The sequence below is a fragment of the Pseudomonas graminis genome (genome assembly GCF_013201545.1).
In the GTDB taxonomy this organism is placed as follows: domain Bacteria; phylum Pseudomonadota; class Gammaproteobacteria; order Pseudomonadales; family Pseudomonadaceae; genus Aquipseudomonas.
On sequence record NZ_CP053746.1, the window covers coordinates 1,980,609 to 2,003,213 of the forward strand.

At 60.5% G+C, this 22,605-nt stretch carries 20 protein-coding genes; 15 read left to right on the plus strand and 5 right to left on the minus strand.

Features of this window, described 5'->3' with window-relative positions; translation table 11 throughout:
• The first annotated feature begins 52 nt into the window (after positions 1 to 52).
• From FX982_RS09075 to FX982_RS09090, 4 genes are read left to right on the plus strand one after another with little or no spacing between them, the layout of a single operon-like run.
• Entirely contained in the window at positions 53 to 1,147 is a 1,095-nt protein-coding gene (locus FX982_RS09075; protein ID WP_122533995.1) for a polyamine ABC transporter substrate-binding protein, read from the plus strand.
• Between the two features lie 56 nt (positions 1,148 to 1,203).
• On the plus strand, positions 1,204 to 2,346 hold the full coding sequence (potA, locus tag FX982_RS09080) for a polyamine ABC transporter ATP-binding protein (RefSeq protein WP_074889771.1): 1,143 nt from the start codon (positions 1,204 to 1,206) through the stop codon (positions 2,344 to 2,346).
• A complete protein-coding gene (locus FX982_RS09085; RefSeq protein WP_037016213.1) occupies positions 2,343 to 3,263 on the plus strand; it encodes an ABC transporter permease subunit in 921 nt (306 codons plus the stop codon). The genes potA and FX982_RS09085 overlap by 4 nt, the downstream gene beginning before the upstream one ends.
• The gene (locus tag FX982_RS09090; RefSeq protein WP_172610398.1) at positions 3,260 to 4,150 is read left to right on the plus strand and encodes an ABC transporter permease subunit; all 891 of its coding nucleotides are present in this window, start codon (positions 3,260 to 3,262) and stop codon (positions 4,148 to 4,150) included. Before FX982_RS09085 ends, FX982_RS09090 begins: the two co-directional genes overlap by 4 nt.
• Before the next feature lie 111 nt (positions 4,151 to 4,261).
• Here FX982_RS09090 and FX982_RS09095 read toward each other — a convergent pair whose 3' ends face one another.
• Entirely contained in the window at positions 4,262 to 6,661 is a 2,400-nt protein-coding gene (locus FX982_RS09095) for a penicillin acylase family protein (protein WP_172610399.1), read from the minus strand.
• A 165-nt stretch (positions 6,662 to 6,826) separates the two neighbouring features.
• Here FX982_RS09095 and FX982_RS09100 point away from each other — a divergent pair, with 165 nt between their 5' ends.
• Positions 6,827 to 7,768, plus strand: coding sequence for an alpha/beta hydrolase (locus FX982_RS09100; RefSeq protein WP_172610400.1), 942 nt, complete (start codon positions 6,827 to 6,829; stop codon positions 7,766 to 7,768).
• 135 nt (positions 7,769 to 7,903) lie between these two features.
• Here FX982_RS09100 and FX982_RS09105 read toward each other — a convergent pair whose 3' ends face one another.
• Positions 7,904 to 8,644 carry a DUF2059 domain-containing protein gene (locus tag FX982_RS09105; protein WP_122533991.1) on the minus strand — a complete coding sequence of 247 codons (741 nt, stop codon included), beginning with the start codon at positions 8,642 to 8,644 and terminating at the stop codon, positions 7,904 to 7,906.
• 195 nt (positions 8,645 to 8,839) lie between these two features.
• On the opposite strand from FX982_RS09105, the gene FX982_RS09110 reads away from it, so the two are divergent.
• Positions 8,840 to 9,478 carry a 2OG-Fe(II) oxygenase gene (locus FX982_RS09110; protein ID WP_172613011.1) on the plus strand — a complete coding sequence of 213 codons (639 nt, stop codon included), beginning with the start codon at positions 8,840 to 8,842 and terminating at the stop codon, positions 9,476 to 9,478.
• A gap of 377 nt (positions 9,479 to 9,855) precedes the next feature.
• Complete coding sequence (locus FX982_RS09115; protein WP_122622878.1) at positions 9,856 to 10,293, plus strand: DUF4399 domain-containing protein; 438 nt, start codon at positions 9,856 to 9,858, stop codon at positions 10,291 to 10,293.
• A gap of 112 nt (positions 10,294 to 10,405) precedes the next feature.
• On the opposite strand, the gene serA is transcribed toward FX982_RS09115, so the two are convergent.
• On the minus strand, positions 10,406 to 11,635 hold the full coding sequence (serA, locus tag FX982_RS09120) for a phosphoglycerate dehydrogenase (protein WP_122533988.1): 1,230 nt from the start codon (positions 11,633 to 11,635) through the stop codon (positions 10,406 to 10,408).
• 170 nt (positions 11,636 to 11,805) lie between these two features.
• On the opposite strand from serA, the gene FX982_RS09125 reads away from it, so the two are divergent.
• The 4 genes from FX982_RS09125 (at position 11,806) to FX982_RS09140 (ending at position 15,853) form a co-directional block, all read left to right on the plus strand.
• The gene (locus tag FX982_RS09125) at positions 11,806 to 13,200 is read left to right on the plus strand and encodes an FAD-binding oxidoreductase (protein ID WP_172613012.1); all 1,395 of its coding nucleotides are present in this window, start codon (positions 11,806 to 11,808) and stop codon (positions 13,198 to 13,200) included.
• A 37-nt stretch (positions 13,201 to 13,237) separates the two neighbouring features.
• Entirely contained in the window at positions 13,238 to 13,906 is a 669-nt protein-coding gene (locus FX982_RS09130) for a fumarylacetoacetate hydrolase family protein (protein WP_172610401.1), read from the plus strand.
• Positions 13,903 to 14,802, plus strand: coding sequence for an SdiA-regulated domain-containing protein (locus FX982_RS09135; RefSeq protein ID WP_172610402.1), 900 nt, complete (start codon positions 13,903 to 13,905; stop codon positions 14,800 to 14,802). Before FX982_RS09130 ends, FX982_RS09135 begins: the two co-directional genes overlap by 4 nt.
• 139 nt (positions 14,803 to 14,941) lie before the next feature.
• Positions 14,942 to 15,853: an SdiA-regulated domain-containing protein gene (locus FX982_RS09140; RefSeq protein ID WP_172610403.1), complete on the plus strand. Its 912-nt coding sequence runs from the start codon at positions 14,942 to 14,944 to the stop codon at positions 15,851 to 15,853.
• Between the two features lie 42 nt (positions 15,854 to 15,895).
• Here the strand turns inward: FX982_RS09140 and rpiA are convergent, their stop codons facing one another.
• A complete protein-coding gene (rpiA, locus tag FX982_RS09145; protein ID WP_122533983.1) occupies positions 15,896 to 16,567 on the minus strand; it encodes a ribose-5-phosphate isomerase RpiA in 672 nt (223 codons plus the stop codon).
• A gap of 154 nt (positions 16,568 to 16,721) precedes the next feature.
• On the opposite strand from rpiA, the gene ilvA reads away from it, so the two are divergent.
• Positions 16,722 to 18,236: a threonine ammonia-lyase, biosynthetic gene (ilvA, locus tag FX982_RS09150; protein ID WP_172610404.1), complete on the plus strand. Its 1,515-nt coding sequence runs from the start codon at positions 16,722 to 16,724 to the stop codon at positions 18,234 to 18,236.
• 63 nt (positions 18,237 to 18,299) lie between these two features.
• On the plus strand, positions 18,300 to 18,728 hold the full coding sequence (locus FX982_RS09155; protein ID WP_172610405.1) for a DUF2269 family protein: 429 nt from the start codon (positions 18,300 to 18,302) through the stop codon (positions 18,726 to 18,728).
• Positions 18,729 to 18,809: 81 nt separating this feature from the next.
• Here FX982_RS09155 and FX982_RS09160 read toward each other — a convergent pair whose 3' ends face one another.
• Positions 18,810 to 19,466 carry an HAD family hydrolase gene (locus FX982_RS09160; RefSeq protein WP_172610406.1) on the minus strand — a complete coding sequence of 219 codons (657 nt, stop codon included), beginning with the start codon at positions 19,464 to 19,466 and terminating at the stop codon, positions 18,810 to 18,812.
• Positions 19,467 to 19,632: 166 nt separating this feature from the next.
• On the opposite strand from FX982_RS09160, the gene FX982_RS09165 reads away from it, so the two are divergent.
• Together FX982_RS09165 and ptsP are read left to right on the plus strand one after the other, a co-directional pair.
• Positions 19,633 to 20,112: an RNA pyrophosphohydrolase gene (locus FX982_RS09165; RefSeq protein ID WP_062379340.1), complete on the plus strand. Its 480-nt coding sequence runs from the start codon at positions 19,633 to 19,635 to the stop codon at positions 20,110 to 20,112.
• 21 nt (positions 20,113 to 20,133) lie between these two features.
• Positions 20,134 to 22,413 carry a phosphoenolpyruvate--protein phosphotransferase gene (gene ptsP, locus FX982_RS09170; RefSeq protein ID WP_122533979.1) on the plus strand — a complete coding sequence of 760 codons (2,280 nt, stop codon included), beginning with the start codon at positions 20,134 to 20,136 and terminating at the stop codon, positions 22,411 to 22,413.
• The last annotated feature ends 192 nt before the right edge of the window (positions 22,414 to 22,605 follow it).

Sequence of the window (22,605 nt, forward strand, 5' to 3'; positions counted from 1 at the left end):
GTTACTGTCATCGGTACGGGCAACAGCCCACCTACTAAAAAGGACGGCACACGTGTCTATTTCTTTATTTTCAAAAGGCTTGCTGCTCGGCGCCGGGCTCACCCTCGCTGCCGGTGCCTACGCGGATTCCACCGTTCGCATTTATAACTGGTCCGATTACATCGGCACCACGACGCTGGAGGACTTCACGTCCAGCACCGGGATCAAGACCAAGTACGACGTCTTCGACTCCAACGAAACCCTGGAAGGCAAGCTGCTGGCTGGCCACACCGGGTATGACGTGGTCGTGCCGTCCAACCACTTCCTGGGCAAACAGATCAAGGCCGGGGCGTTTCAGAAGCTCGATAAATCCCAGCTGCCCAATTACTCCAATCTCGACCCCGAACTGCTCAAGCGCCTGGAAAAGAACGACCCGGGCAACCAGTACGCCGTGCCGTATCTGTGGGGCACCAACGGCATCGGCTACAACGTCGACAAGATCAAGGAAGTGCTGGGCGTCGACACCATCGACTCCTGGGCCACGCTGTTCGAGCCTGAAAACATCAAGAAGCTGCAGAAGTGCGGCGTCGCGTTCCTTGACTCGGCTGACGAGATGCTGCCCGCGGTCCTCAACTACATGGGCAAAAACCCGAACAGCACCGACGAGAAAGACTACAAAGCCGCTGAAGCCAAGCTGCTCAAAGTCCGTCCGTACGTGACCTATTTCAACTCGTCCAAGTACATCACGGACCTGGCCAATGGCGACATCTGCATCGCGGCCGGTTTCTCCGGTGACGTTTTCCAGGCCAAGGCCCGTGCCGCAGAAGCCGGGAAGGGCGTCAAGATTGCCTACTCGATCCCGAAAGAGGGCGGCAACCTGTGGTTCGACATGCTCGCGATCCCTTCGGATGCGCCGGACGTGAAGGCCGCTCACGCGTTCATCAACTACGTCCTCAAGCCCGACGTCATCGCCAAGGTCAGTGACCAGGTCGGTTACGCCAACCCGAACCCGGCTTCGGGTGAGCTGATGGATCAGGAGATTCGCAACGATGAGGCGGTTTACCCCTCGAAGGAAATACAGGAGCGCCTGTACGTCAACTCCGAGCTGCCGCCGAAGATCCAGCGTGTGATGACGCGCAGCTGGACGAAGATCAAAACCGGTAAATAAAGACCTTGGCGCCCGGCCACATTGGCCGGGCGCAAAAACAGTTGGGAGTTTCACCCATGGCAGTTGCCTCCGGCGCCTACAAGAAATCCCTTGAGGGTGGTCAGCAACCGAAACAGGTGCTGGTCAAAATCGATCGGGTCACGAAGAAGTTCGATGAGACGATTGCTGTGGACGACGTGTCTCTGCAGATCAACAAGGGTGAAATCTTTGCCCTGCTCGGCGGCTCCGGCTCGGGGAAATCCACCCTGCTGCGCATGCTCGCCGGCTTTGAACGACCGACCGAAGGCCGCATTTACCTCGACGGCGTCGACATCACCGACATGCCGCCGTATGAACGTCCGATCAACATGATGTTCCAGTCCTACGCGCTGTTTCCGCACATGACCGTGGCGGACAACATCGCCTTCGGCCTCAAGCAGGACAAGTTGCCAAAGGCCGAAGTCGAAGCCCGCGTGGCCGAGATGCTCAAACTGGTGCAGATGACCCAGTACGCCAAGCGCAAGCCCCATCAGTTGTCCGGCGGTCAGCGTCAGCGTGTGGCCCTGGCGCGTTCGCTGGCGAAGAAGCCGAAGCTGCTGCTGCTCGACGAACCCATGGGCGCACTGGACAAAAAACTGCGCTCGCAGATGCAGCTGGAGCTGGTGGAGATCATCGAGCGCGTCGGCGTGACCTGCGTGATGGTGACCCACGACCAGGAAGAGGCCATGACCATGGCCGAGCGCATCGCGATCATGCACCTGGGCTGGATCGCGCAGATCGGCAGCCCGATCGATATCTACGAAACGCCCACCAGCCGTCTGGTCTGTGAATTCATCGGCAACGTCAACCTGTTCGACGGTGAGGTCATCGAAGACATGGAAGGCCACGCGCTGATCAGCAGCCCTGAGCTCGAACGCAAAATCTACGTCGGCCACGGCGTCACCACGTCGGTGGAAGACAAGCGGATTACCTATGCGCTGCGTCCTGAAAAGCTGCTGGTGACCACTGAGCAGCCTTCGTTCGAACACAACTGGTCCCGGGGCAAGGTTCACGACATCGCCTATCTGGGCGGTCACTCGGTGTTCTACGTGAAGCTGCCGTCGGGCAAGCTGGTGCAGTCGTTTGTCGCCAACGCCGAACGCCAGGGCACGCGACCGACCTGGGACGACGAAGTGTTCGTCTGGTGGGAAGACGACAGCGGCGTGGTATTGCGCTCATGAAAATCCGAAAAATTAAACGGGCTTTCAATCGAATAAAACCCACCGGGCGTCAGGCCGTTATCGGCGTACCGTTCCTGTGGCTGTTCCTGTTTTTCGCGCTGCCGTTTCTGATCGTCATCAAGATCAGCTTCGCTGAAGCCGATGTAGCGATTCCGCCGTACACCGAGATCTTCACCTACGTCGAGCAGAAGCTCGACATCGTGCTCAACTTCGCCAACTACGCGCTGCTGACCAGTGACGATCTGTACATCTCGGCGTATCTCGGCTCGTTGAAGATGGCGTTCATCAGCACTGTGCTGTGCCTGTTGATCGGCTATCCGATGGCGTATGGCATCTCCATCGCCCGCAAAGAGATGCAGACGGTGCTGTTGCTGCTGATCATGATGCCGACCTGGACCGCGATCCTGATCCGCGTCTACGCGTGGATGGGCATCCTCAGCAACAACGGCCTGCTCAACGCTTTCCTCATGTGGCTGGGCGTGATCAGCGAGCCGTTGCAGATCCTCAACACCAACCTCGCGGTGTACATCGGCGTGGTCTATTCGTATCTGCCGTTCATGATCCTGCCGCTGTACGCGAACCTGGTGAAGCACGATCAAAGTCTGCTGGAAGCCGCATCGGACCTGGGTTCGAGCACCTTCAACAGCTTCTGGAAGATCACCGTGCCGCTGTCCAAGAACGGCATCATCGCCGGCTGCATGCTGGTATTCATTCCGGTGGTGGGCGAGTTCGTCATCCCGGAACTGCTCGGCGGCCCCGAGACGCTGATGATCGGTAAAGTGCTGTGGCAGGAATTCTTCAACAACCGTGATTGGCCAGTAGCGTCGTCGCTGGCGGTGGTGATGCTGTTGATCCTCATTGTGCCGATCATTCTGTTCAACCGCAGTCAGGCCAAAGAGCTGGAGGGCAAGGCATGAGAGGCTTCCGATTCTCGAACCTGATGTTGGTACTGGGCCTGATCTTCATCTACGCGCCCATGGTCATTCTGGTGATCTACTCGTTCAACGCCTCCAAGCTGGTGACGGTCTGGGGCGGCTGGTCGGTGAAGTGGTACGTCGGGCTGCTCGACAATACCCAACTGATGAGCGCAGTCATGCGCTCGCTGGAAATCGCGCTTTATACGTCGATTGCGGCGGTGGCGCTGGGCACCATGGCGGCGTTCGTGCTGACGCGCATCACCCGGTTCAAGGGCAAGACCTTCTTCGGCGGTCTGGTCACCGCGCCGCTGGTGATGCCGGAAGTGATCACCGGTCTATCGCTGTTGCTGCTGTTCGTGGCGATGGCGCAGTTGCTTGGCTGGCCCGAGGAGCGCGGCATTGTCACCATCTGGATCGCTCACACGACGTTCTGTGCGGCGTATGTGGCGGTGGTGGTGTCGGCGCGTCTGCGTGAGCTGGACATGTCCATCGAAGAAGCAGCAATGGACCTCGGTGCGCGGCCGTGGAAGGTGTTCTTCCTGATCACTATTCCGATGATCGCGCCCTCGCTGGCGGCGGGGGCGATGATGTCCTTCGCACTGTCGCTGGACGACCTGGTGCTGGCGAGCTTCGTCTCCGGCCCGGGCTCGACGACCCTGCCGATGGAAGTGTTCTCGGCGGTGCGCCTGGGCGTGAAGCCTGAGATCAATGCGATAGCCAGTTTGATTTTGCTGGCGGTGTCGATTGCGACGTTCCTGGTCTGGTTCTTCAGCCGCCGCGCGGAAAACAACCGCAAACGCGCGATCCAGCAAGCCATCGAAGAAGCCGCTGCAGACGGCTGGAAACAGCCGGACCTGCGCCGTGCGAAGGTGGTCGGATCGGTTTGATCTCGTAGGACCGGTTTCAGCCGGGAAGAGGCCGGTGTGAGCGCTGCAGTTCTGCGGTGCAGCGCTCAACGCCTTCCCGGCTAAAGCCGGTCCCACAATCTGAAGATGGGTTCAACGCCCTGGTACAAGCCTCAACACTTCCTTGCTGTTCCCCGCCACATCTCTTTCGCTGAACCGCTCCGGCGCGTACTCGCCGTTGACGTAGCGCTGCGCCTGATCGGCGTAGTGCTCGTCGAACAGCACGCCGCTCTGGCCCACCGGGTTGATCCCCAGCGCATGGGCCGGGTCGGCGAAGTCGATGAGGCGGCGCGTCGATGGCCCGTAAGTGACCAGCCACGGGGCCGGGCCTATATTGGCTGACAGGTTGTTCGGAACCTCATGGGTACCCGGCGCAGCGAACGGTCCGACATTGAACAGCATGTCCAGCGGCGGTTGTTTGCCCAGCGGATGTTCGTGGGTCAGCGTGTGCGCTTTGCCCCACGTCCATTCATCCGGGTTCTGCCCGTACAGCGATTTCAAATGCGAGACCGCTGCATGCCACGCGACCTTCACCGTGTTGTCGCGGCTCTCGGGCTCTCTTGAATGGCGATTGTTCCACCACGGCGAATCCGCGTCGGCAGCCAGTCGCGGCAGCGCCAAGTCAATGAGTCGTGTCGACAGCAGCGTCGTGAACATCCCGTCGCTCAGCTCGTCATGGAACACCTGATCGGTCAGATTGAACAGGAACTGATTGAACAGCGTCGCCCCCACCGAATCGACGGAGTACTCACCGTTCCACGCCGCCAACCGCTCCAGTAAATCGTGCTCCTCCGGTTCGCTCACCACCCGGCGCAGCACCGGAATCAGCGGCGTCAGAATCTGCGCGGCGTAGTCCGTCCGCGTGCCGAGCTGCAGCGCCTTGCTGTTCTCCAGACTCCATTTCACCTTGTCGTCGCTCAACTGGTTATTCAACTGGCGACCGCGTTCGGGGAGGTTGTAGTAGCCCGGAATCTCCATCCCCGTCGGCGACACCGGCTGGAAGTTCGCCGAGACGATATAACCCCGCGCCGGGTTTTCTTCCTGCGGGTTGTCGCTGAAAGGGTAGAAACCGTGCTTGTCAGCCTGCTCGGAGCTGCCGTCGAGAATGAACGTCGGATTGACCCCCGCAGGCCGCTTCGGCAACTGCGCCGCCGCCCACCAGCCTATATCGCCCTTGGCGTTGGCGTAGACGATGTTCAGGCCCGGCGACTGAATCTTCTCGGCGGCGCTGCGCATCTTCTCCAGCGTGTCGGCGCGGTTGGCTTCGTAGAAGCCCTGCAGGATCGGGTTGTCCGACTCCAGGAACGACCACCACATCGCAATCGGCGTATCGCTCGGCTGTTGCGGCCCATTGGCGCCCAGCGCGTCGTTCACGATCGGGCCGTGGGGTGACTGCCGCAGGGTGAGCGTGACGGGAGATTCGCCCTTGACGTTGATCTGCTCGGTCCGAGACGTCATGTCTACCCAGGCGCCGTGGTACCAGACTTGATCGGGATTATCGGGGTTGGTCTTTTCAGCGATCAGGTCCAGATCATCGTTCTGGAACATGGTCAGGCTCCAGCCGAAATCCAGATTATGGCCGAGCAGCGCGAAGGGATTGAGCGCCTGAAAATGCCCGTACAGCTCGAAACCCGGCGCGGTCAGCTGGGCTTCGTACCAGACCGCTGGCACCGAGAAACGAATGTGCGGATCACCCGCCAGCAGCGGTTTACCACTCTGGGTGCGGCTGCCGGACACCGCCCAGGCATTGCTACCCTCGAACTGCGGCAGACCGGCCTTCTCCAGCGCTTGTTGGCTGAGCAGCGCCAGATCATTGAGGCCCTTCCAGTCGCTGCTCGTCAATGCAGGGGACTGGTCAACGGCGCCTCTTGGCTGCCAGTCCACATCGAACACTTTCAGGTATTCCGGGCCCAATTGATCTCGCACGTAGGTCATCAGCGGCTCAGTGCGAAACGCCGCGGCGAAGCTGTACGCCAGGTAACCGCCGACGCTGAGGGTGTCTTGCGCCGTGAACGGTCGCTCGCGGATGCCCAGCACGTCGAACTCGATCGGTTTGGGATGCGTCGCCTGGTATTGATTGATGCCGTCCAGATACGCCTGAAGCGCCTTCCACGCCGGCGAGTTTTTGTCCTGGCGGGCGACATAGGCATCGGCATGCTCGCGGATGCGCAAGCTGCGGAACAGCTTGTCGGTGCTGACCAGCTTGGGACCCAGCACTTCAGCCAGCTCGCCGCGCGCCAGCCTGCGCAGGATTTCCATCTGGAACAGGCGGTCCTGGGCGTGGACGTAGCCCAGTGCGCGGTATAAGTCGTCCTGGTTGTCGGCACTAATATGCGGCACGCCGCGCTCGTCGTAGCGCACGGTGACCGGGGCCTGCAAACCTGCGAGGCTTGGCTCGCCATCGCGGACCGGCTGTTTGCTGTGGATGTACCACGCGCCTGCGCCCCCGATGAGCACCAACAATGCGACGACGACGTAAAGGCTGCGTTTCATCCAGGGGCTCAAATGAGAATCGGGAAGGTTTTGCAGGCTACAGATTTGTCTCGCGACTGGGTAGACGGCGCGCCGATGGATTTAAGTGGCGTAACTTGCCACGCCGCAGCGGACAGATGACACTTCCGTGCGGTCGCTTCCTACACACCTTCATCTGGAATTCCGATGTCCGACACGTTCGACCCCGACCATCTGCGTGCTGAGCTGTTGCCGCTGAACGCGTCACAGGCGCCATCTGCAGAGGCCCAGGCTTATCAGCGTTTCTACGGTTTGAATGCGCTCGGCCCGAGTGGCGCGACCAGTAGCCGGATAGGACGCGTTGAAGTGGGCGGCTATGAGATCGTCACGCAGCTGTGGATGCCCGATCAACCCGTTGGCACGCTGGTGCTGATGCATGGGTTTTACGATCACGTCGGGCTGTATCGTCACGTTATCGACTGGGCGCTGGGGCTTGGACTGGCGGTGATTGCCTGCGACTTGCCGGGCCATGGATTGTCCAGCGGGGCGCGGGCGAGCATTACCGACTTTTCGGAGTACCAGGTGGTGCTGGACCGGCTTTTTGTTGAGGTCGAAAGCCTCAACCTGCCGCAGCCATGGCACCTTTGCGGGCAAAGCACTGGCGGCGCGATTGTCATCGACCACTTGCTGCACCACGGCGATGCCAGCCCGGCGCAGGGTCAGACGATCCTGCTCGCGCCGCTGGTGCGGCCGCGTGGCTGGGCCTTGTCGAAACTCAGCTATTACCTGCTGCGCGGCTTCGTCAAAGCCATCGACAGACGCTTTAGCGAAAACTCAAACGCTCCGACCTTTCTGCCTTTTCTGCTGGCGGACCCGTTGCAGCCGCGACGCCTGCCGACCGTCTGGGTGGGCGCGCTGGCCAAATGGATCGAACGCATCGAGCGCGCGCCCCGCAGCCGCCGCAGCCCGCTGATCGTTCAGGGCGAGTCGGACATGACCGTGGACTGGAAACATAACCTGCCGGTGCTCAAGGATAAGTTCGCCGAGCCGCAGATCTTCATGCTGCACGAAGCGCGGCACCATCTCGTCAATGAGTCACCCGAGCTGCGCGCGCGGTTTTTTGAGTTTCTGACGCAGCGTATGGGGTAGGGCTTGAAGGGCAGGTTTCCCGGCAGACATAGCGAGTGTGGGACCGGCTTTAGCCGGGAAGGCTTCAGCGGTCACACCGAAAGATGGGGGGTGTTCACTCAGTCCTCTTCCCGGCTGAAGCCGGTCCCACTGACGTCATTTGACAGTCTGGCCGACCGCCAATCCCGCGCGAACAGCTGCCAGCGCTGCCTTGTAATAGGCCTTGCCATCGTTGGACTCGGCGAAGCTGGCGAACTCGTCCAGCTCGCCATCCGACAGGTCGCGATACACGTAGAGCAGCGTGTTGTTCACGTCCTTGCCGATCTGCCCCATGAGCCGCTGGCGCTGACTGTCGAGCATGGCCTGGGTCGTTCCGCCGCCCATCAGGCCTGGAATCATCGAACTCAGGCTGTCGGCGGCGACGCCAGCAATCGCCATGCTGACCTCGGCGCCGGCTTCTTTGGCGGGGAGGGCGTTGGCCAGGTGGCCGATGATCAGCAGTCGGTTGTCGTCGGCCTGGATGTGCGGCAGGCCTTGAGCGTTTTTGGCCAGCTGGTCCGGGCGCGTGGCGGTGAGCTCGGCGTTGACGATCTTGCGGCCCAGCGGCGACTGGAAAAACTGCAGCGCAGGGTTCGGGTCCTGCAGCGTCTGGCGCAACATTTGCTCCCCGCGCTGGTCCATCGCCTGCGGCGCGAACCGCTGATTGCTGTTACTCACCAGAGCGTCGAATACGGCGGGCGGAAGGCTGTTGCGGTAACGCTGCTGAGCGGCTTTCAAGGCATCGACAAAATGAGCGCGTTGTTCCGGCCAGCCGGCGAGCTTGTAGAGCTGGTCGTGGCCGTCTGCCCAAGCGGGCAAAGTGCAGAACATCAACAGCAGGAAAAACAGACGGCGCATTAGAGACTCCTGTCGGCAGGCCGCCATTCTCGGTGGGGCAGCGGGGATTTGTCGAGTTAACACTTGCCAGACCCCGCTAAAAACCGTGGGTTCGATCAGTGATCGGGCAAAACCGCCGGGCGTATTCAAACCCGCGAAAATATTCCTCATTCGCCGGACTGCAGGCCCTGTCGGATTAATCGGCGTATGGATACTATGCGCGCCATGCGCATATCCCCTGATCACCCGCTGCTGTTGCGAATCGTCGACGACCTGGCCGAGCGTGGCTGGTCGCAGCAGAACATCTTCCTGCCCGATACCCTGACCCGCGAGCTGGCCCTTGAATGCCGCACGCGTGCCGTTCAGGGTGAGCTCGCGCCTGCCGCAGTGGGGCGCGGGCCGGCGCAGGAGGTGCGCGAGGGTATTCGCGGCGACCACATCCAATGGCTGGAAGCGGGGCAGGCCGAACCGTGCGATCGTTACCTCGACCTGATGGAGAGCCTGCGTCAGGCGCTGAACCGGGGGCTGTTTCTGGGCCTTGAGGATTACGAAAGCCACTTCGCGCTGTATCCGCCGGGAGCCTTCTACCTCAAGCATGTGGATCGGTTTCGCGATGACGATAAACGCATGGTCTCAGCGGTCGTCTACCTCAACGACGGCTGGTTGCCAGAGCACGGCGGCCAGTTGCGGATGTACCTCAAAGGCGGCGTTGAGTATGACGTGCAGCCAACGGGCGGCTGCCTCGTGGTGTTTCTTTCGGGCGACATGCCCCACGAAGTCATGCCCTCGACCCGCGAGCGTCTGTCGCTGACCGGCTGGTTCAGGCGACGCGGGAACGAGCCGTTCGAGCTGTAGCAAACTCACCCCCACAAGTCCCGCAGCAGCCGGAGATTGCAAGCCGACCCGCGATCCCGTGGGAGCGAGCTTGCTCGCGAAGAGGCCCAGACATCCGCTACATCTTTTGCGCCTGAAATGCCGCCTTCGTGAGCAAGCTCACTCCCACATGGACGGTGTTTGCTGCGCGACAGAGGCGTGACGGCTCCCGCAGGGGATGTGGCAGCTGTGTAACTCTGCATCGGTCCAACATGAAATCTTCTACATCAAGCCACTCAGCGAAACACTTCGCGGCCAACGCAGCTAAGGTGAAGGTCGTTTCTGGGCGGTTGTCTGTCGGATAAAGAAGCTTCGACCCCCGAGCCCGCCAATCGCACATCGATAAAAACGGAGAGATCATGAAGACGTTATTCGCGAGAACTGCCCTGACCGGACTGCTGTTGGGGGCGAGCTTGCTGGCCCAGGCCGCTGACATGCCGCGCACTGCATCGCCTGCAGGCGCCGAGGTTTACATCATCTCGCCCAAAGACGGCGCGACCGTCAACGGCGCATTCAAGGTGCAGTTCGGCCTCAAAGGCATGGGCGTCGCCCCGGCCGGCGTTGATGTACCGGACACCGGCCATCATCACCTGCTGATCGACGTCAAGGATCAGCCCGACATGACCGCGCCGCTGCCGACCACCGACAACATCCGCCACTTCGGCAAGGGCCAGACGGAAACCGAGCTGAACCTGACGCCGGGCCAGCACACCCTGCAACTGCTGGTTGGCGACAAGAACCATGTCCCGCTGAACCCGCCGGTTGAGTCGCAGAAGATCACCATCACGGTGAAATAACCTGCTGTAGGCTGGGCATTTGGCGCACAGCCGGTGCCGGCGTGTTACGTGATTCGCGCACAAAAAAAGGAGACCCGAGGGTCTCCTTTTTTATCACCCCGAAACCACCGTTTTAGAACAAAACGCGGCTACGGATGGTGCCTTTGATGTGCTGCAGTTTCTCTTGCGCCAGATCGGAATACTCGGCGTCGACGTCGATCACCACGTAACCGACTTTCTCGTTGGTCTGTAGGAACTGACCGGAGATGTTGATGCCGTTTTCAGCGAAGACTTTGTTGATCTCCATCAGCACGCCCGGGATGTTCTCGTGGATGTGCAGCAGACGGTGCTTGCCAGGGTGGGCCGGCAAGGCCACTTCCGGGAAGTTGACGGAAGAAACTGACGTGCCGTTATCGCTGTACTTGACCAGCTTCTCGGCCACTTCCAGACCAATGTTGGCCTGGGCTTCAGCGGTCGAGCCGCCGATGTGCGGGGTCAGGATCACGTTGTCCAGGCCGCGCAGCGGGCTTTCGAACACGTCATCGTTGGAACGTGGCTCGACCGGGAACACGTCGATGGCCGCGCCGATCAGGTGCTGATCCTTGATCGCGTCAGCCAGGGCGTCGAGCTTGACCACCGTGCCGCGCGCCGCGTTGATCAGGATGGCGCCCTTCTTCATCGTGCGAATTTCTTTCTCGCCGATCATCCACTGGGTTTCGTTGGTTTCCGGAACATGCAGGGTGACGATGTCAGCCATGCCCAGCAGCTCGTTCAGGCTGGACACCTGAGTGGCGTTGCCCAACGGCAACTTGGTCAGGGTGTCGTAAAAGTACACTTGCATGCCCAGGCCTTCAGCCAGGACCGACAACTGCGTGCCGATCGAGCCGTAGCCGATGATGCCGAGCTTCTTGCCACGAATTTCGAACGAGTTGGCCGCGCTCTTGATCCAGCCACCGCGATGGCAGGAAGCGTTCTTCTCCGGGATACCGCGCAGCAGCAGGATGGCTTCCGCCAGCACCAGCTCCGCCACCGAACGGGTGTTGGAGTAAGGGGCGTTGAACACTGCGATGCCGCGTTCGCGGGCTGCGTTCAGGTCAACCTGGTTGGTACCGATGCAGAAGCAGCCGACCGCGACCAGTTTCTTGGCGCTATCGAACAGTTCTTCAGTCAGTTGAGTGCGGGAACGAATACCGATGAAATGAGCGTCGGCAATCTTTTCCTTCAGTTCGGCTTCCGGCAGAGACTTGGTGTGGTACTCAATGCTGGTGTAACCGGCGGCCTTGAGGACGTCGACCGCGGACTGGTGGACGCCTTCGAGAAGAAGGAACTTGATCTTGCTCTTGTCGAGGGAAGTCTTGCTCATCTGCGTAAACCTGTGTCCCGGAGAGAAATGGCAGTAAGTGAAGCGCGCGCCAATGGGTCGAAAGCTCGATTGGCGGGGGGCGTATGCTAGCATATGCCCCCCGCGAAACACCCCATTCCTGGACGTGAGCCGTTCTCAGGATGACCATGAATTGTTCGAGAGTTCTGTTGATGACCCATCCTGCGCTGATAGATGAGCTGAAGAACCTGGTTGAGCCTGGCAAGGTCCTGACCGACGCCGATTCCCTCGAAGCCTATGGCAAGGACTGGACCAAACATTTCGCCCCGGCGCCCACCGCCATCGTGTTCCCCAAGACCACCGAACAGGTGCAGGCCATCGTCCGTTGGGCCAACGAGCGCAAGGTCGCACTGGTCCCTTCGGGCGGCCGCACTGGGTTGTCCGCCGCCGCCGTTGCCGCCAATGGTGAGGTGGTCGTCTCCTTCGATTACATGAATCAGGTGCTCGAACTTAACCTGACAGACCGCACAGCCATCTGTCAGCCAGGCGTGGTCACCAAACAGCTGCAGAATCTCGCCGAAGAAAACGGTTTGTATTACCCGGTGGACTTCGCGTCGTCAGGCTCCAGCAATATCGGCGGCAACATCGGCACCAACGCCGGCGGGATCAAAGTGATTCGCTATGGCATGACCCGCAACTGGGTCGCCGGCCTCAAGGTTGTCACCGGTAAGGGCGACCTTCTCGAACTGAACAAAGACCTCATCAAAAACGCCACCGGCTACGACATGCGTCAGCTGTTCATTGGCGCCGAAGGCACGTTGGGGTTTGTGGTTGAGGCGACCATGCGCCTGGACCGCGTGCCGAAAAACCTCACCGCGATGGTGCTCGGGACCACTGATTTCAACGCCATCATGCCGGTGCTGCATGCGTTCCAGAGCAAGCTGGACCTGACCGCCTTCGAGTTTTTCTCGGACAAGGCATTGGCCAAGGTCATGGCGCGCGGCGACGTGCCGTCCCCGTTCGAAACCGAGTGCCCGTTCTACGCGCTGCTGGAATTCGAAGCGACCACCGAAGAGGTGGCCAACCACGCGCTGGAAACCTTCGAGCACTGTGTCGAGCAAGGCTGGGTGCTGGATGGCGTGATGAGCCAGAGCGAACAGCAACTGCAGAATTTGTGGAAACTGCGCGAATACATATCGGAAACCATCTCCCACTTCACGCCGTACAAGAACGACATCTCGGTCACCGTTTCGAAAGTCCCGGCGTTTCTCGCTGAAGTGGATGCGATCGTTGGTGAGCATTACCCGGATTTCGAAATCGTCTGGTTCGGGCATATCGGCGACGGCAACCTGCACCTGAACATCCTCAAGCCGGAAAACCTGAGCAAAGACGAGTTCTTTGCCAAGTGCGCAACGGTGAACAAGTGGGTATTCGAGATCGTCCAGAAGTACAACGGCTCGATCTCTGCCGAGCACGGCGTCGGCATGACCAAGCGTGACTACCTGCATTACAGCCGCTCGCCGGTGGAAATCGAATACATGAAGGCCGTCAAAGCGGTGTTCGACCCGAACGGCATCATGAACCCTGGCAAAATCTTCGCTGTGTAAGCGGTTCCCCATTACAACAAGCTTCTCAGGAGCGCTCATGAGCTATCAGCACAAATACGTCGACGGCACCAAGGTTCACTTTCCGCTCGGTAAAGTCGTCTGCATCGGCCGCAACTACGCCGAGCACGCCAAGGAGCTGGATAACCCGGTACCGACCGAGCCCTTGCTGTTCATCAAGCCGGGCAGCTGCGTGGTCGGGATCGAGGGGGGCTTCAGCATTCCTCAGGACCGGGGTTCGGTGCATTACGAAGCCGAGATCGTCGTGCTGATCGGCAAACCGCTGAGCAAGAACCCCAGCCGCGAAGAAGTCCTCGACGCGATTTCCGGCTTCGCCCCGGGCCTGGACCTGACGCTGCGTGACGTGCAGTCGAAGCTGAAAGAGAAAGGCCTGCCGTGGGAAATCGCCAAATCGTTCGACGGCGCGGCGGTCATCGCGCCGTTCGTATCCGCTGACGCTTATCCCGACCTGACCGACATCGCCATCCGCCTGACCATCAACGGCGAAGTCCGCCAGGACGGTAAGAGCAGTCACATGCTCAACCCGATCGTGCCGATGATCCAGCACATGGCCTCGCAGTTCTCGCTGCAGGCCGGTGACCTGATCATGACCGGCACGCCTGCCGGCGTAGGGCCGTTCACTGTTGGCGATGAGATCGTGCTGGAGCTGACCGGCCACAGCCGTTTTGAAAGCGACGTTCGCGGATGACACAGCGTAGAAGCCGTCTGCGTTTCCGTTGGTGGTGGTTGCTCGCTGCAGCACTGGTGATTTTGGCCGGTCTGTCTTACGCCTGGCACTGGGACGATCGCGGTCTGTTGTGGCTGCGCGAGCGCAACGTCACGCCAGCCGAGCGCGCGGCGGGCATCTGGCTGCCGGATTACAAGGTAGACATCGACGCCAAGCCGCTGACTGGCATGGAAAAGGATGAGGCCTCGGACTTGTCCTACGACCCGGCGACTAAAACCCTGTATTCGGTGATGGGCAAAAACCCTTTCCTTTCCGAGATCACGCTGACCGGCGACTTCATTCGCAAAATTCCGCTTGAGGGCTGGGGCAATCCCGAGGGTGTAGCCGTTCTGGGCGACGGCCTGATTGCTATCGTCGATGAGCGCCAGCACCTGATGACCATCGTCCACGTCACGCCTGACACCAGAACCCTCAACATCGCCGACTTCCCCAAGTACGATCTCGGTCCGTCGAAGGACCAGAACAAAGCCTTCGAAGGCATCGCCTGGGACCCACGGGATCAGCAGTTTCTATTCGGTGAAGAGCGCCCGCCAGCGCTGTACAGCTGGAAGGCCGATGGCAGCAGCGAGGTAAAGGGCGAGAAGCGCAAGCTGATTAACGACAACCTCATCGTGCGCAATCTGTCGTCTCTGTACGCGGACCAGAAAACCGGGCATTTGCTGGTGTTGTCTGCCGAGTCGCACATGCTGCTGGAATTGGACGGCAAGGGGAATCAGGTCAGCTTCATGACGCTGCTGAGCGGTTTCAATGGGCTGAGCCAGACCATTCCACGCGCCGAAGGGGTGGCGATGGACGAGAACGGCACCATTTACATGGTCAGCGAGCCCAATCTGTTTTATACCTTCAAGCGCCGGTAAGCCTCGGCTGGCTTCGCCTGGAACGTCGGTCGGGGCTCGTCATGGCCCCGAAAAGTCCAAACGAGATGTCACATCGCTTTCAGTTTGGCTTCAGAATACGGTGCTATTAAAGTCGCCCCACTGAAGTCGAGCCCCCTGCATGCGTCGTGTGTCCCCGTTCCAGAGCGTCGTGCTCACGTTACTTGTCCTGTTGATTTTGACCGCGTCATTTTTCGTGGCGCGCGAGTACCGGGTCATCGAGCGGCTCTGGTTCAACTGGTACGTGTTCTGGCAATCCAGCGATGCGCAAGCGCTGGGGCTCGATGCCTATGAGGTCGAGATTGAGGCGCGGGCCATCGACGGCCTGGAGGCTAATGTCTCGGCGCTCAGCTTCGATCCGCAGCGCAAAACCCTCTTTACCGTGACCAACAAAAACCCCGAGCTGGTCGAGTTGAGCCTGGAAGGGCGGATTCTCAGACGAATTCCCCTGACCGGGTTTGGTGACGCCGAGGCGGTCGAGTACATCAGCCCCGGGATTTACGTGATCAGCGACGAGCACAGTCAGCGGCTGATCAAGGTTCATGTGGATGACGACACGACATTTCTCGACGCGGCCGATGCCGAGCAGCTGACCCTGGGCATCGACGCCGGCGGCAACAACGGCTTCGAAGGCCTGGCCTACGATAATCAGGGCCGTCGGCTGTTCGTCGCCAAAGAGCGGCGGCCCGTGCAGATCATCGAAGTGCGCGGCTTTCCTGACGCCGGCACCCATTCCCCGAATATTCTGGAAGTGACGTCCAGCAAGCAGCGGGATGCAGGCCTGTTTGTGCGCGACCTTTCCAGCCTGCAATTCGATGAACGCAGCGGGCATCTGCTGGCGCTGTCGGATGAGTCGCGGCAGATTCTCGAACTGGACACTGAAGGCAAACCCGTCGCCAACGTGTCTCTGACCAAGGGCAGCATGGGCCTGAGCAAAAGCGTGCCCCAGGCCGAAGGCATTGCCATGGGGGACGACGGCACGTTGTACGTCGTGAGCGAGCCGAACCTGTTCTATGTGTTCAAGAAGCGCTGAGGGCAAGGCATCTCCGCTAGGATTTGCTTTGCCCCGCAACCATTAGCGCTTGAGGGTTTTTACGCCTTCTTGGGTGCCCAGCAGCAACAGATCCGCCGGGCGCGCGGCGAACAGGCCGTTGGTGACGACGCCGACGATGTTGTTGATCTGCGCTTCCACTTCCACCGGGTTGGTGATGTTCATGTTGTGCACATCGAGGATGATGTTGCCGTTGTCCGTCAGCACACCGTCGCGGTAAACCGGGTCGCCGCCCAGCTTCACCAGTTCGCGGGCCACGTGGCTGCGGGCCATCGGGATCACTTCGACCGGCAGAGGAAACGCTCCCAGTACCGGCACCAGTTTGCTGGCATCAGCGATACAGATGAAGGTTTTGGCCACGGCGGCCACGATCTTCTCGCGGGTCAGGGCTGCACCGCCGCCCTTGATCAGGTTCAGGTGCTCGTCGCTTTCGTCCGCGCCGTCGACGTAAAACTCCAGATCGCTGACGGTGTTCAGCTCATACACCGGAATGCCGTGCCCTTTAAGGCGTGCGGCCGTCGCGTCAGAGCTTGCGACTGCGCCATCGAACGCGCCTTTGTGCAGGGCCAGTGCGTCGATAAAGCAATTGGCGGTAGAGCCGGTGCCCACGCCCACAACGCTTTTGTCGTCGAGTTTCGGAAGAATGAAATCGACGGCGGCCTGGGCAACGGCCTGTTTGAGTTGATCCTGGGTCATGCGAGGTGGGCTCCGGTTACAGGGAATAGCGATAGGTCCGAGGGCCGGCAGTATAACGACATGCCGTGGCCAAAGCCTGAGTCTTGATATGGTCGTGCGCCGGGACGAGGGGTAGACTTCCGGGTCCTGCCCCTTCGCCAGCGATTCTTCTCCGATGCTCGAGCACTACGTCAAAAAGATCCTCACTTCCCGCGTCTACGACGTTGCCGTGGAAACCCCGCTGCACGCCGCGCGCCAACTGTCCCAGCGCCTGGGCAATAACGTCCTGCTCAAGCGCGAAGACTTGCAGCCGGTCTATTCCTTCAAGATCCGCGGCGCGTACAACAAGCTGGCGCAGCTGAGTCCGGAAGAGCTGGCGCGGGGCGTGGTGACGGCTTCGGCGGGTAATCACGCCCAGGGCCTGGCGCTGGCGGCGAAGACCCTGGGCGTGTCGGCGACCATCGTCATGCCGAAGACCACGCCGGAGATCAAGGTCGAAGGCGTGCGCTCCCGGGGCGGAAAAGTCGTACTGCACGGCGACTCGTTTCCCGAGGCGCTGGCGTATTCGCTGAAACTGGTTGAGGAACACGGCTACGTCTACGTTCATCCGTACGACGATCCCGACACCATCGCCGGGCAAGGCACGGTGGCGATGGAAATCCTGCGTCAGCATCAGGGGCCGCTGGACGCGATCTTCGTCCCGGTGGGTGGCGGCGGGTTGATTGCCGGTATCGCGGCGTACGTGAAATACCTGCGCCCGGAGATCAAGGTGATTGGCGTCGAGCCCGATGACTCCAATTGCCTGCAACAGGCCATGGCCTACGGCGAGCGCGTGGTGCTTCAGCAAGTCGGGCTGTTCGCCGATGGCGTCGCGGTGGCGCAGATCGGGCAGTACACCTTCGAGATCTGCAAGGATTACGTCGACGAGGTGATCACCGTCAGCACCGATGAAATCTGCGCGGCGATCAAGGACATCTATGACGATACCCGCTCCATCACCGAACCCGCCGGCGCGCTGGCCGTGGCCGGGATCAAGAAGTACACCGAACAGTACGAAGTCACCGGGCAGACGTTTGTGGCCATCGACTCCGGCGCCAACGTCAACTTCGACCGCCTGCGCCATGTGGCCGAGCGCGCTGAGCTGGGCGAAGGCCGCGAAGCAATCATTGCCGTGACCATTCCGGAACAGCCGGGCAGCTTCAAGGCGTTCTGCGAAGCGATCGGCAAGCGGCAGATCACTGAATTCAATTACCGCTATCACACCGACCGCGAGGCGCACATCTTCGTCGGCGTGCAGACCCACCCCGACACCGACCCGCGCAAAGCCCTGATTGCGAGCCTGACGGAACAGGGTTTTCCGGTACTCGACCTGACCGACAACGAACTGGCCAAGCTGCACCTGCGGCACATGGTGGGTGGGCATTCGGAGCGGGTCAGCGATGAGGTAGTGCTGAGGTTTGAATTCCCGGAGCGGCCGGGAGCGCTGTTCAACTTCCTGAACAAGCTGGGCGGGAAGTGGAATATTTCGATGTTTCATTACCGCAATCACGGCGCGGCGGATGGCCGAGTGGTGGCGGGGTTGGTGGTGCCGGAAGATGAGCGGCATCTTGTGCCGCAGGCGTTGGCGGAGATCGGTTATCCGTATTGGGACGAGACCAGAAACCCGGCGTACAAGCTGTTTTTGGGATAACGGCAGCGGCATGCGACCGGCTGCTACGCTTCAAACACCGCCAGACACAGGGACACGAACACAATGGAACACTTCGCTGCACTGAAAATTCTGCACGTCGTCAGCACGGTGCTGCTGTTCATTTGCGCGATGGGGCTGGTTGTGTGGATCGTCCGTGGCCGTCGGGCCGGCGATGTGACCGTGCAGAACCGCGCCATGCAACGGCCGTGGGCATTCGTCTGGGTGCTGATGGGCGTATGCCTGCTAACCCTGCCGATCAGCGGCTGGTGGCTGGTGCACTACGCCGGCTGGCCGCTGGGACAGACCTGGCTGCTGGCGGCGAGTGTCCTGTATCTACTCGGCGCTCTGAGCTGGGCCTGGCTGGCGGTACGGGTCAATCGCCTGCGCCGGCCGGTCATCGTGGGTAACTCCCGCTTCACTCTGGCGCTGGCCATCTTCAGCGTCGTCTGCTTCGTGGCGATTGCCGGTCTTATGGGTGCCAAACCGGTTTAAACCTCAGTCATCCAAACTGACGCCAGCGCAGATGTTCCTGCCGATAAAGAACGGTGGGAGCGAGCTTGCTCGCGAAGGCTTTCAGCCGCGCAGTGAAATCACCGGCCAGCCGCGACGGGTGGCTTCGGCGCGCAGCTTTTCATCAGGATCGACCGCCACCGGGTTCGCCACCTGCTCCAGCAATGGCAAATCGTTCATCGAATCACTGTAAAACCAACTGTCGTCCAGATTGAAACCGTTCTCTTCGATCCAGCGGTTCAGGCGGGTCACTTTGCCCTCGCGGAAGCACGGTACGTCAGTGGTCCGCCCGGTGTAGCGGCCATCGACGATTTCGCACTCGGTCGCCAGCAGCGTGTCGATGCCCAGTCGGGCCACGATCGGCGCGGTGACGAAACGGTTGGTCGCCGTGATCACTACCAGTTTGTCGCCAGCGTCGCGGTGCTTGGCGATGAGGGCCATGGCCTTTGGCAGGATCAGGGGCTCGACGCAATCGCGCATGAATTCCCGGTGCCATTCGTCGAGCTGCGCCATGTCGGTGCGCCCCAGAATCTCCAGGCTGAAATTCAGGTAGTCGGTCAGGTTCAGCGTGCCGGCCAGGTAGTCCTGATAAAAAGCATCGTTGCGTGCCTTGTAGGCCGCGCCGTCCAGGATGCCGCGTTCGCACAGGTAATCGCCCCAGGCGTGATCGCTGTCGCCGCCGAGAAGGGTGTTGTCGAGGTCGAAGAGGGCCAGGCGCATGAGCTTTACTCGCTGAAATATCAGAAAAAAGAGCACAAGAATACGAGGTTTGCCCGAGAGACCGCATCTATTAATGCCGTTGTCACGATAAGCTGTCGCAGCCTCGTTGCTGCCTTCACGATCTTTGTGGAACAATGCGGCGACATGCGTTTGCGAGGTTGTAGCCGTGATCGACCCCGATGGTTTTCGCCCTAATGTCGGGATAATTCTGACAAATGATGCTGGTCAGGTCTTATGGGCTCGGCGCATCAATCAAGACGCCTGGCAGTTTCCGCAGGGGGGTATCAACCCTCAAGAGACGCCGGAAGACGCGCTTTACCGTGAATTGAATGAAGAAGTCGGGCTGGAACGGCATGATGTTGAAATTCTTGCCTGCACCCGGGGTTGGTTGCGCTATCGTCTGCCGCAACGATTGGTCCGTACCCACAGCCAGCCGCTGTGCATCGGCCAGAAGCAAAAATGGTTTCTCCTGCGCCTGATCTCCAACGAGCAGCGGGTGCGGATGGATTTGACCGGCAAACCGGAGTTCGATGGCTGGCGTTGGGTCAGTTATTGGTACCCGTTGGGCCAGGTGGTGACATTCAAGCGCGAGGTATATCGCCGCGCACTCAAAGAGCTTGCCCCGCGCCTGTTGGCGCGCGACTGACACGGAGTTCGACCCCGAGCCATGCTCAATACGCTGCGCAAGATCGTCCAGGAAGTTAACTCCGCCAAGGATCTCAAGGCGGCGTTGGGCATTATTGTGTTACGCGTCAAAGAGGCCATGAGCAGCCAGGTCTGCTCGGTCTATCTGCTCGACCCTGAAGCCAACCGCTTTGTACTGATGGCGACCGAAGGCCTGAACAAGCGCTCGATCGGCAAGGTGAGCATGGCCCCGAACGAAGGCCTCGTCGGTCTCGTCGGCACACGTGAAGAACCACTGAACCTCGAAAACGCCGCCGACCACCCTCGCTATCGCTACTTTGCTGAAACCGGTGAAGAGCGTTACGCGTCGTTCCTCGGCGCGCCGATCATCCACCACCGCAGGGTAGTGGGCGTATTGGTGATCCAGCAAAAGGAGCGCCGTCAGTTCGACGAGGGCGAAGAAGCCTTCCTCGTGACGATGAGCGCGCAACTCGCAGGCGTTATCGCCCATGCGGAAGCCACCGGCTCCATTCGCGGGCTGGGTCGGCAGGGCAAGGGCATTCAGGAAGCCCGATTCGTCGGTGTGCCGGGTTCGCCGGGCGCTGCGGTGGGTACTGCGCTGGTCATGCTGCCGCCGGCTGACCTCGAAGTTGTGCCGGACAAAACCGTCTCTGATATCACCGCTGAACTCAAGTTGTTCCAGACTGCCCTTGAAGGCGTTCGCAATGACATGCGCACCCTTTCGGCGAAGTTGGCGACACAGTTGCGCCCAGAAGAACGCGCGCTCTTCGATGTATACCTGATGATGCTCGACGATGCGTCGCTGGGCAGTGAAGTCACCAACGTCATCAAAACCGGCCAGTGGGCCCAGGGCGCTTTGCGCTCGGTGGTCAACGAGCACGTCAAACGCTTCGAGCTGATGGACGACGCCTACCTGCGCGAACGTGCATCGGACGTCAAAGACCTCGGTCGCCGCCTGCTTGCCTACCTTCAGGAAGCGCGCCAGCAAACACTGGTTTATCCCGACAACACCATTCTGGTCAGCGAAGAGCTGTCCCCCGCCATGCTCGGCGAGGTGCCGGAAGGGAAGTTGGTGGGCCTGATTTCGGTGCTCGGCTCGGGTAACTCCCACGTCGCCATTCTCGCCCGGGCCATGGGCATTCCCACGGTCATGGGCGTGGTGGACCTGCCGTACTCGAAAGTCGACGGCATCCAGCTGATCGTCGACGGCTATCACGGCGAGGTCTTCACCAACCCGTCCGAGATTCTGATCAAACAGTATTCCGTCGTTGTCGAAGAGGAGCGTCAGCTTTCTCAAGGCCTCGACGCGCTGCGTGAATTGCCCTGCGTGACCCTCGACGGACACCGCATGCCGCTGTGGGTCAACACGGGTCTGCTGGCGGACGTGGCCCGCGCGCAACAGCGGGGCGCGGAAGGCGTTGGCCTGTACCGCACCGAAGTGCCGTTCATGATTCAGCAGCGTTTCCCGAGCGAGAAGGAACAGCTCGCCATCTACCGTGAGCAATTGGCGGCGTTCCACCCATTGCCGGTGACGATGCGAACCCTGGACATCGGCGGCGACAAGTCGCTGTCGTACTTCCCGATCAAGGAAGACAACCCGTTCCTCGGCTGGCGCGGCATCCGCGTGACGCTGGATCATCCTGAAATCTTCCTCGTGCAGACCCGCGCCATGCTCAAGGCCAGCGAAGGCCTGAACAACCTGCGGATTCTGCTGCCGATGATCTCCGGCACCCACGAGACCGAAGAGGCGCTGCACCTCATCCACCGGGCGTGGGGCGAAGTGCGCGATGAAGGCACCGACGTGCCGATGCCGCCGGTGGGCGTGATGATTGAAGTGCCGGCGGCGGTCTACCAGACCCGTGAGTTGGCGCGTCAGGTGGATTTCCTGTCTGTTGGTTCGAACGATCTGACTCAATATCTGCTGGCGGTCGACCGTAACAACCCGCGCGTGGCGGATTTGTACGATTACCTCCATCCGGCGGTGCTCCAGGCCTTGCAGAGCGTGGTGCGTGATGCCCACGCCGAAGGCAAGCCGGTGAGCATTTGCGGCGAGATGGCCGGTGATCCTGCGGCGGCGGTGCTGCTGATGGCGATGGGCTTTGACAGCCTGTCGATGAACGCCACCAACTTGCCGAAAGTGAAATGGATGCTGCGTCAGATCAACCTGAGCATGGCCAAGGACCTGTTGGCCCAACTGATGAAGAACGATAACCCGCAAGTCATCAGCAGCTCGTTGCAACTGGCGCTGAGGAATCTGGGCCTGTCGCGGATGATCAATCCGGGGTCTGTGAAAGGGCATTGACGGCTGGCGCTGCGCTGCTCCTGGTGGGACCGGCTTCAGCCGGAAAGAGGCCGGATCAGTCACCCTCAAATGTGCGGTGTGACACAGGACGCTTTCCCGGCTAAAGCCGGCTTAGCTCAGACACCACTGCAGATGTATCTGTCGACCGAGAAATTGTGGGAGTGAGCTTGCTCGCGAATAGGCTGGTACATC

Excerpts from the sequence above, each read along its gene's own strand:
- potA (WP_074889771.1), top strand. The coding sequence starts at position 1,204 with ATGGCAGTTGCCTCCGGCGCCTACAAGAAATCCCTTGAGGGTGGTCAG.
- FX982_RS09085 (WP_037016213.1), top strand. The coding sequence starts at position 2,343 with ATGAAAATCCGAAAAATTAAACGGGCTTTCAATCGAATAAAACCCACC.
- FX982_RS09090 (WP_172610398.1), top strand. The coding sequence starts at position 3,260 with ATGAGAGGCTTCCGATTCTCGAACCTGATGTTGGTACTGGGCCTGATC.
- FX982_RS09095 (WP_172610399.1), bottom strand. The coding sequence starts at position 6,661 with ATGAAACGCAGCCTTTACGTCGTCGTCGCATTGTTGGTGCTCATCGGG.
- FX982_RS09100 (WP_172610400.1), top strand. The coding sequence starts at position 6,827 with ATGTCCGACACGTTCGACCCCGACCATCTGCGTGCTGAGCTGTTGCCG.
- FX982_RS09105 (WP_122533991.1), bottom strand. The coding sequence starts at position 8,644 with ATGCGCCGTCTGTTTTTCCTGCTGTTGATGTTCTGCACTTTGCCCGCT.
- FX982_RS09110 (WP_172613011.1), top strand. The coding sequence starts at position 8,840 with ATGCGCGCCATGCGCATATCCCCTGATCACCCGCTGCTGTTGCGAATC.
- FX982_RS09115 (WP_122622878.1), top strand. The coding sequence starts at position 9,856 with ATGAAGACGTTATTCGCGAGAACTGCCCTGACCGGACTGCTGTTGGGG.
- serA (WP_122533988.1), bottom strand. The coding sequence starts at position 11,635 with ATGAGCAAGACTTCCCTCGACAAGAGCAAGATCAAGTTCCTTCTTCTC.
- FX982_RS09125 (WP_172613012.1), top strand. The coding sequence starts at position 11,806 with ATGACCCATCCTGCGCTGATAGATGAGCTGAAGAACCTGGTTGAGCCT.
- FX982_RS09130 (WP_172610401.1), top strand. The coding sequence starts at position 13,238 with ATGAGCTATCAGCACAAATACGTCGACGGCACCAAGGTTCACTTTCCG.
- FX982_RS09135 (WP_172610402.1), top strand. The coding sequence starts at position 13,903 with ATGACACAGCGTAGAAGCCGTCTGCGTTTCCGTTGGTGGTGGTTGCTC.
- FX982_RS09140 (WP_172610403.1), top strand. The coding sequence starts at position 14,942 with ATGCGTCGTGTGTCCCCGTTCCAGAGCGTCGTGCTCACGTTACTTGTC.
- rpiA (WP_122533983.1), bottom strand. The coding sequence starts at position 16,567 with ATGACCCAGGATCAACTCAAACAGGCCGTTGCCCAGGCCGCCGTCGAT.
- ilvA (WP_172610404.1), top strand. The coding sequence starts at position 16,722 with ATGCTCGAGCACTACGTCAAAAAGATCCTCACTTCCCGCGTCTACGAC.
- FX982_RS09155 (WP_172610405.1), top strand. The coding sequence starts at position 18,300 with ATGGAACACTTCGCTGCACTGAAAATTCTGCACGTCGTCAGCACGGTG.
- FX982_RS09160 (WP_172610406.1), bottom strand. The coding sequence starts at position 19,466 with ATGCGCCTGGCCCTCTTCGACCTCGACAACACCCTTCTCGGCGGCGAC.
- ptsP (WP_122533979.1), top strand. The coding sequence starts at position 20,134 with ATGCTCAATACGCTGCGCAAGATCGTCCAGGAAGTTAACTCCGCCAAG.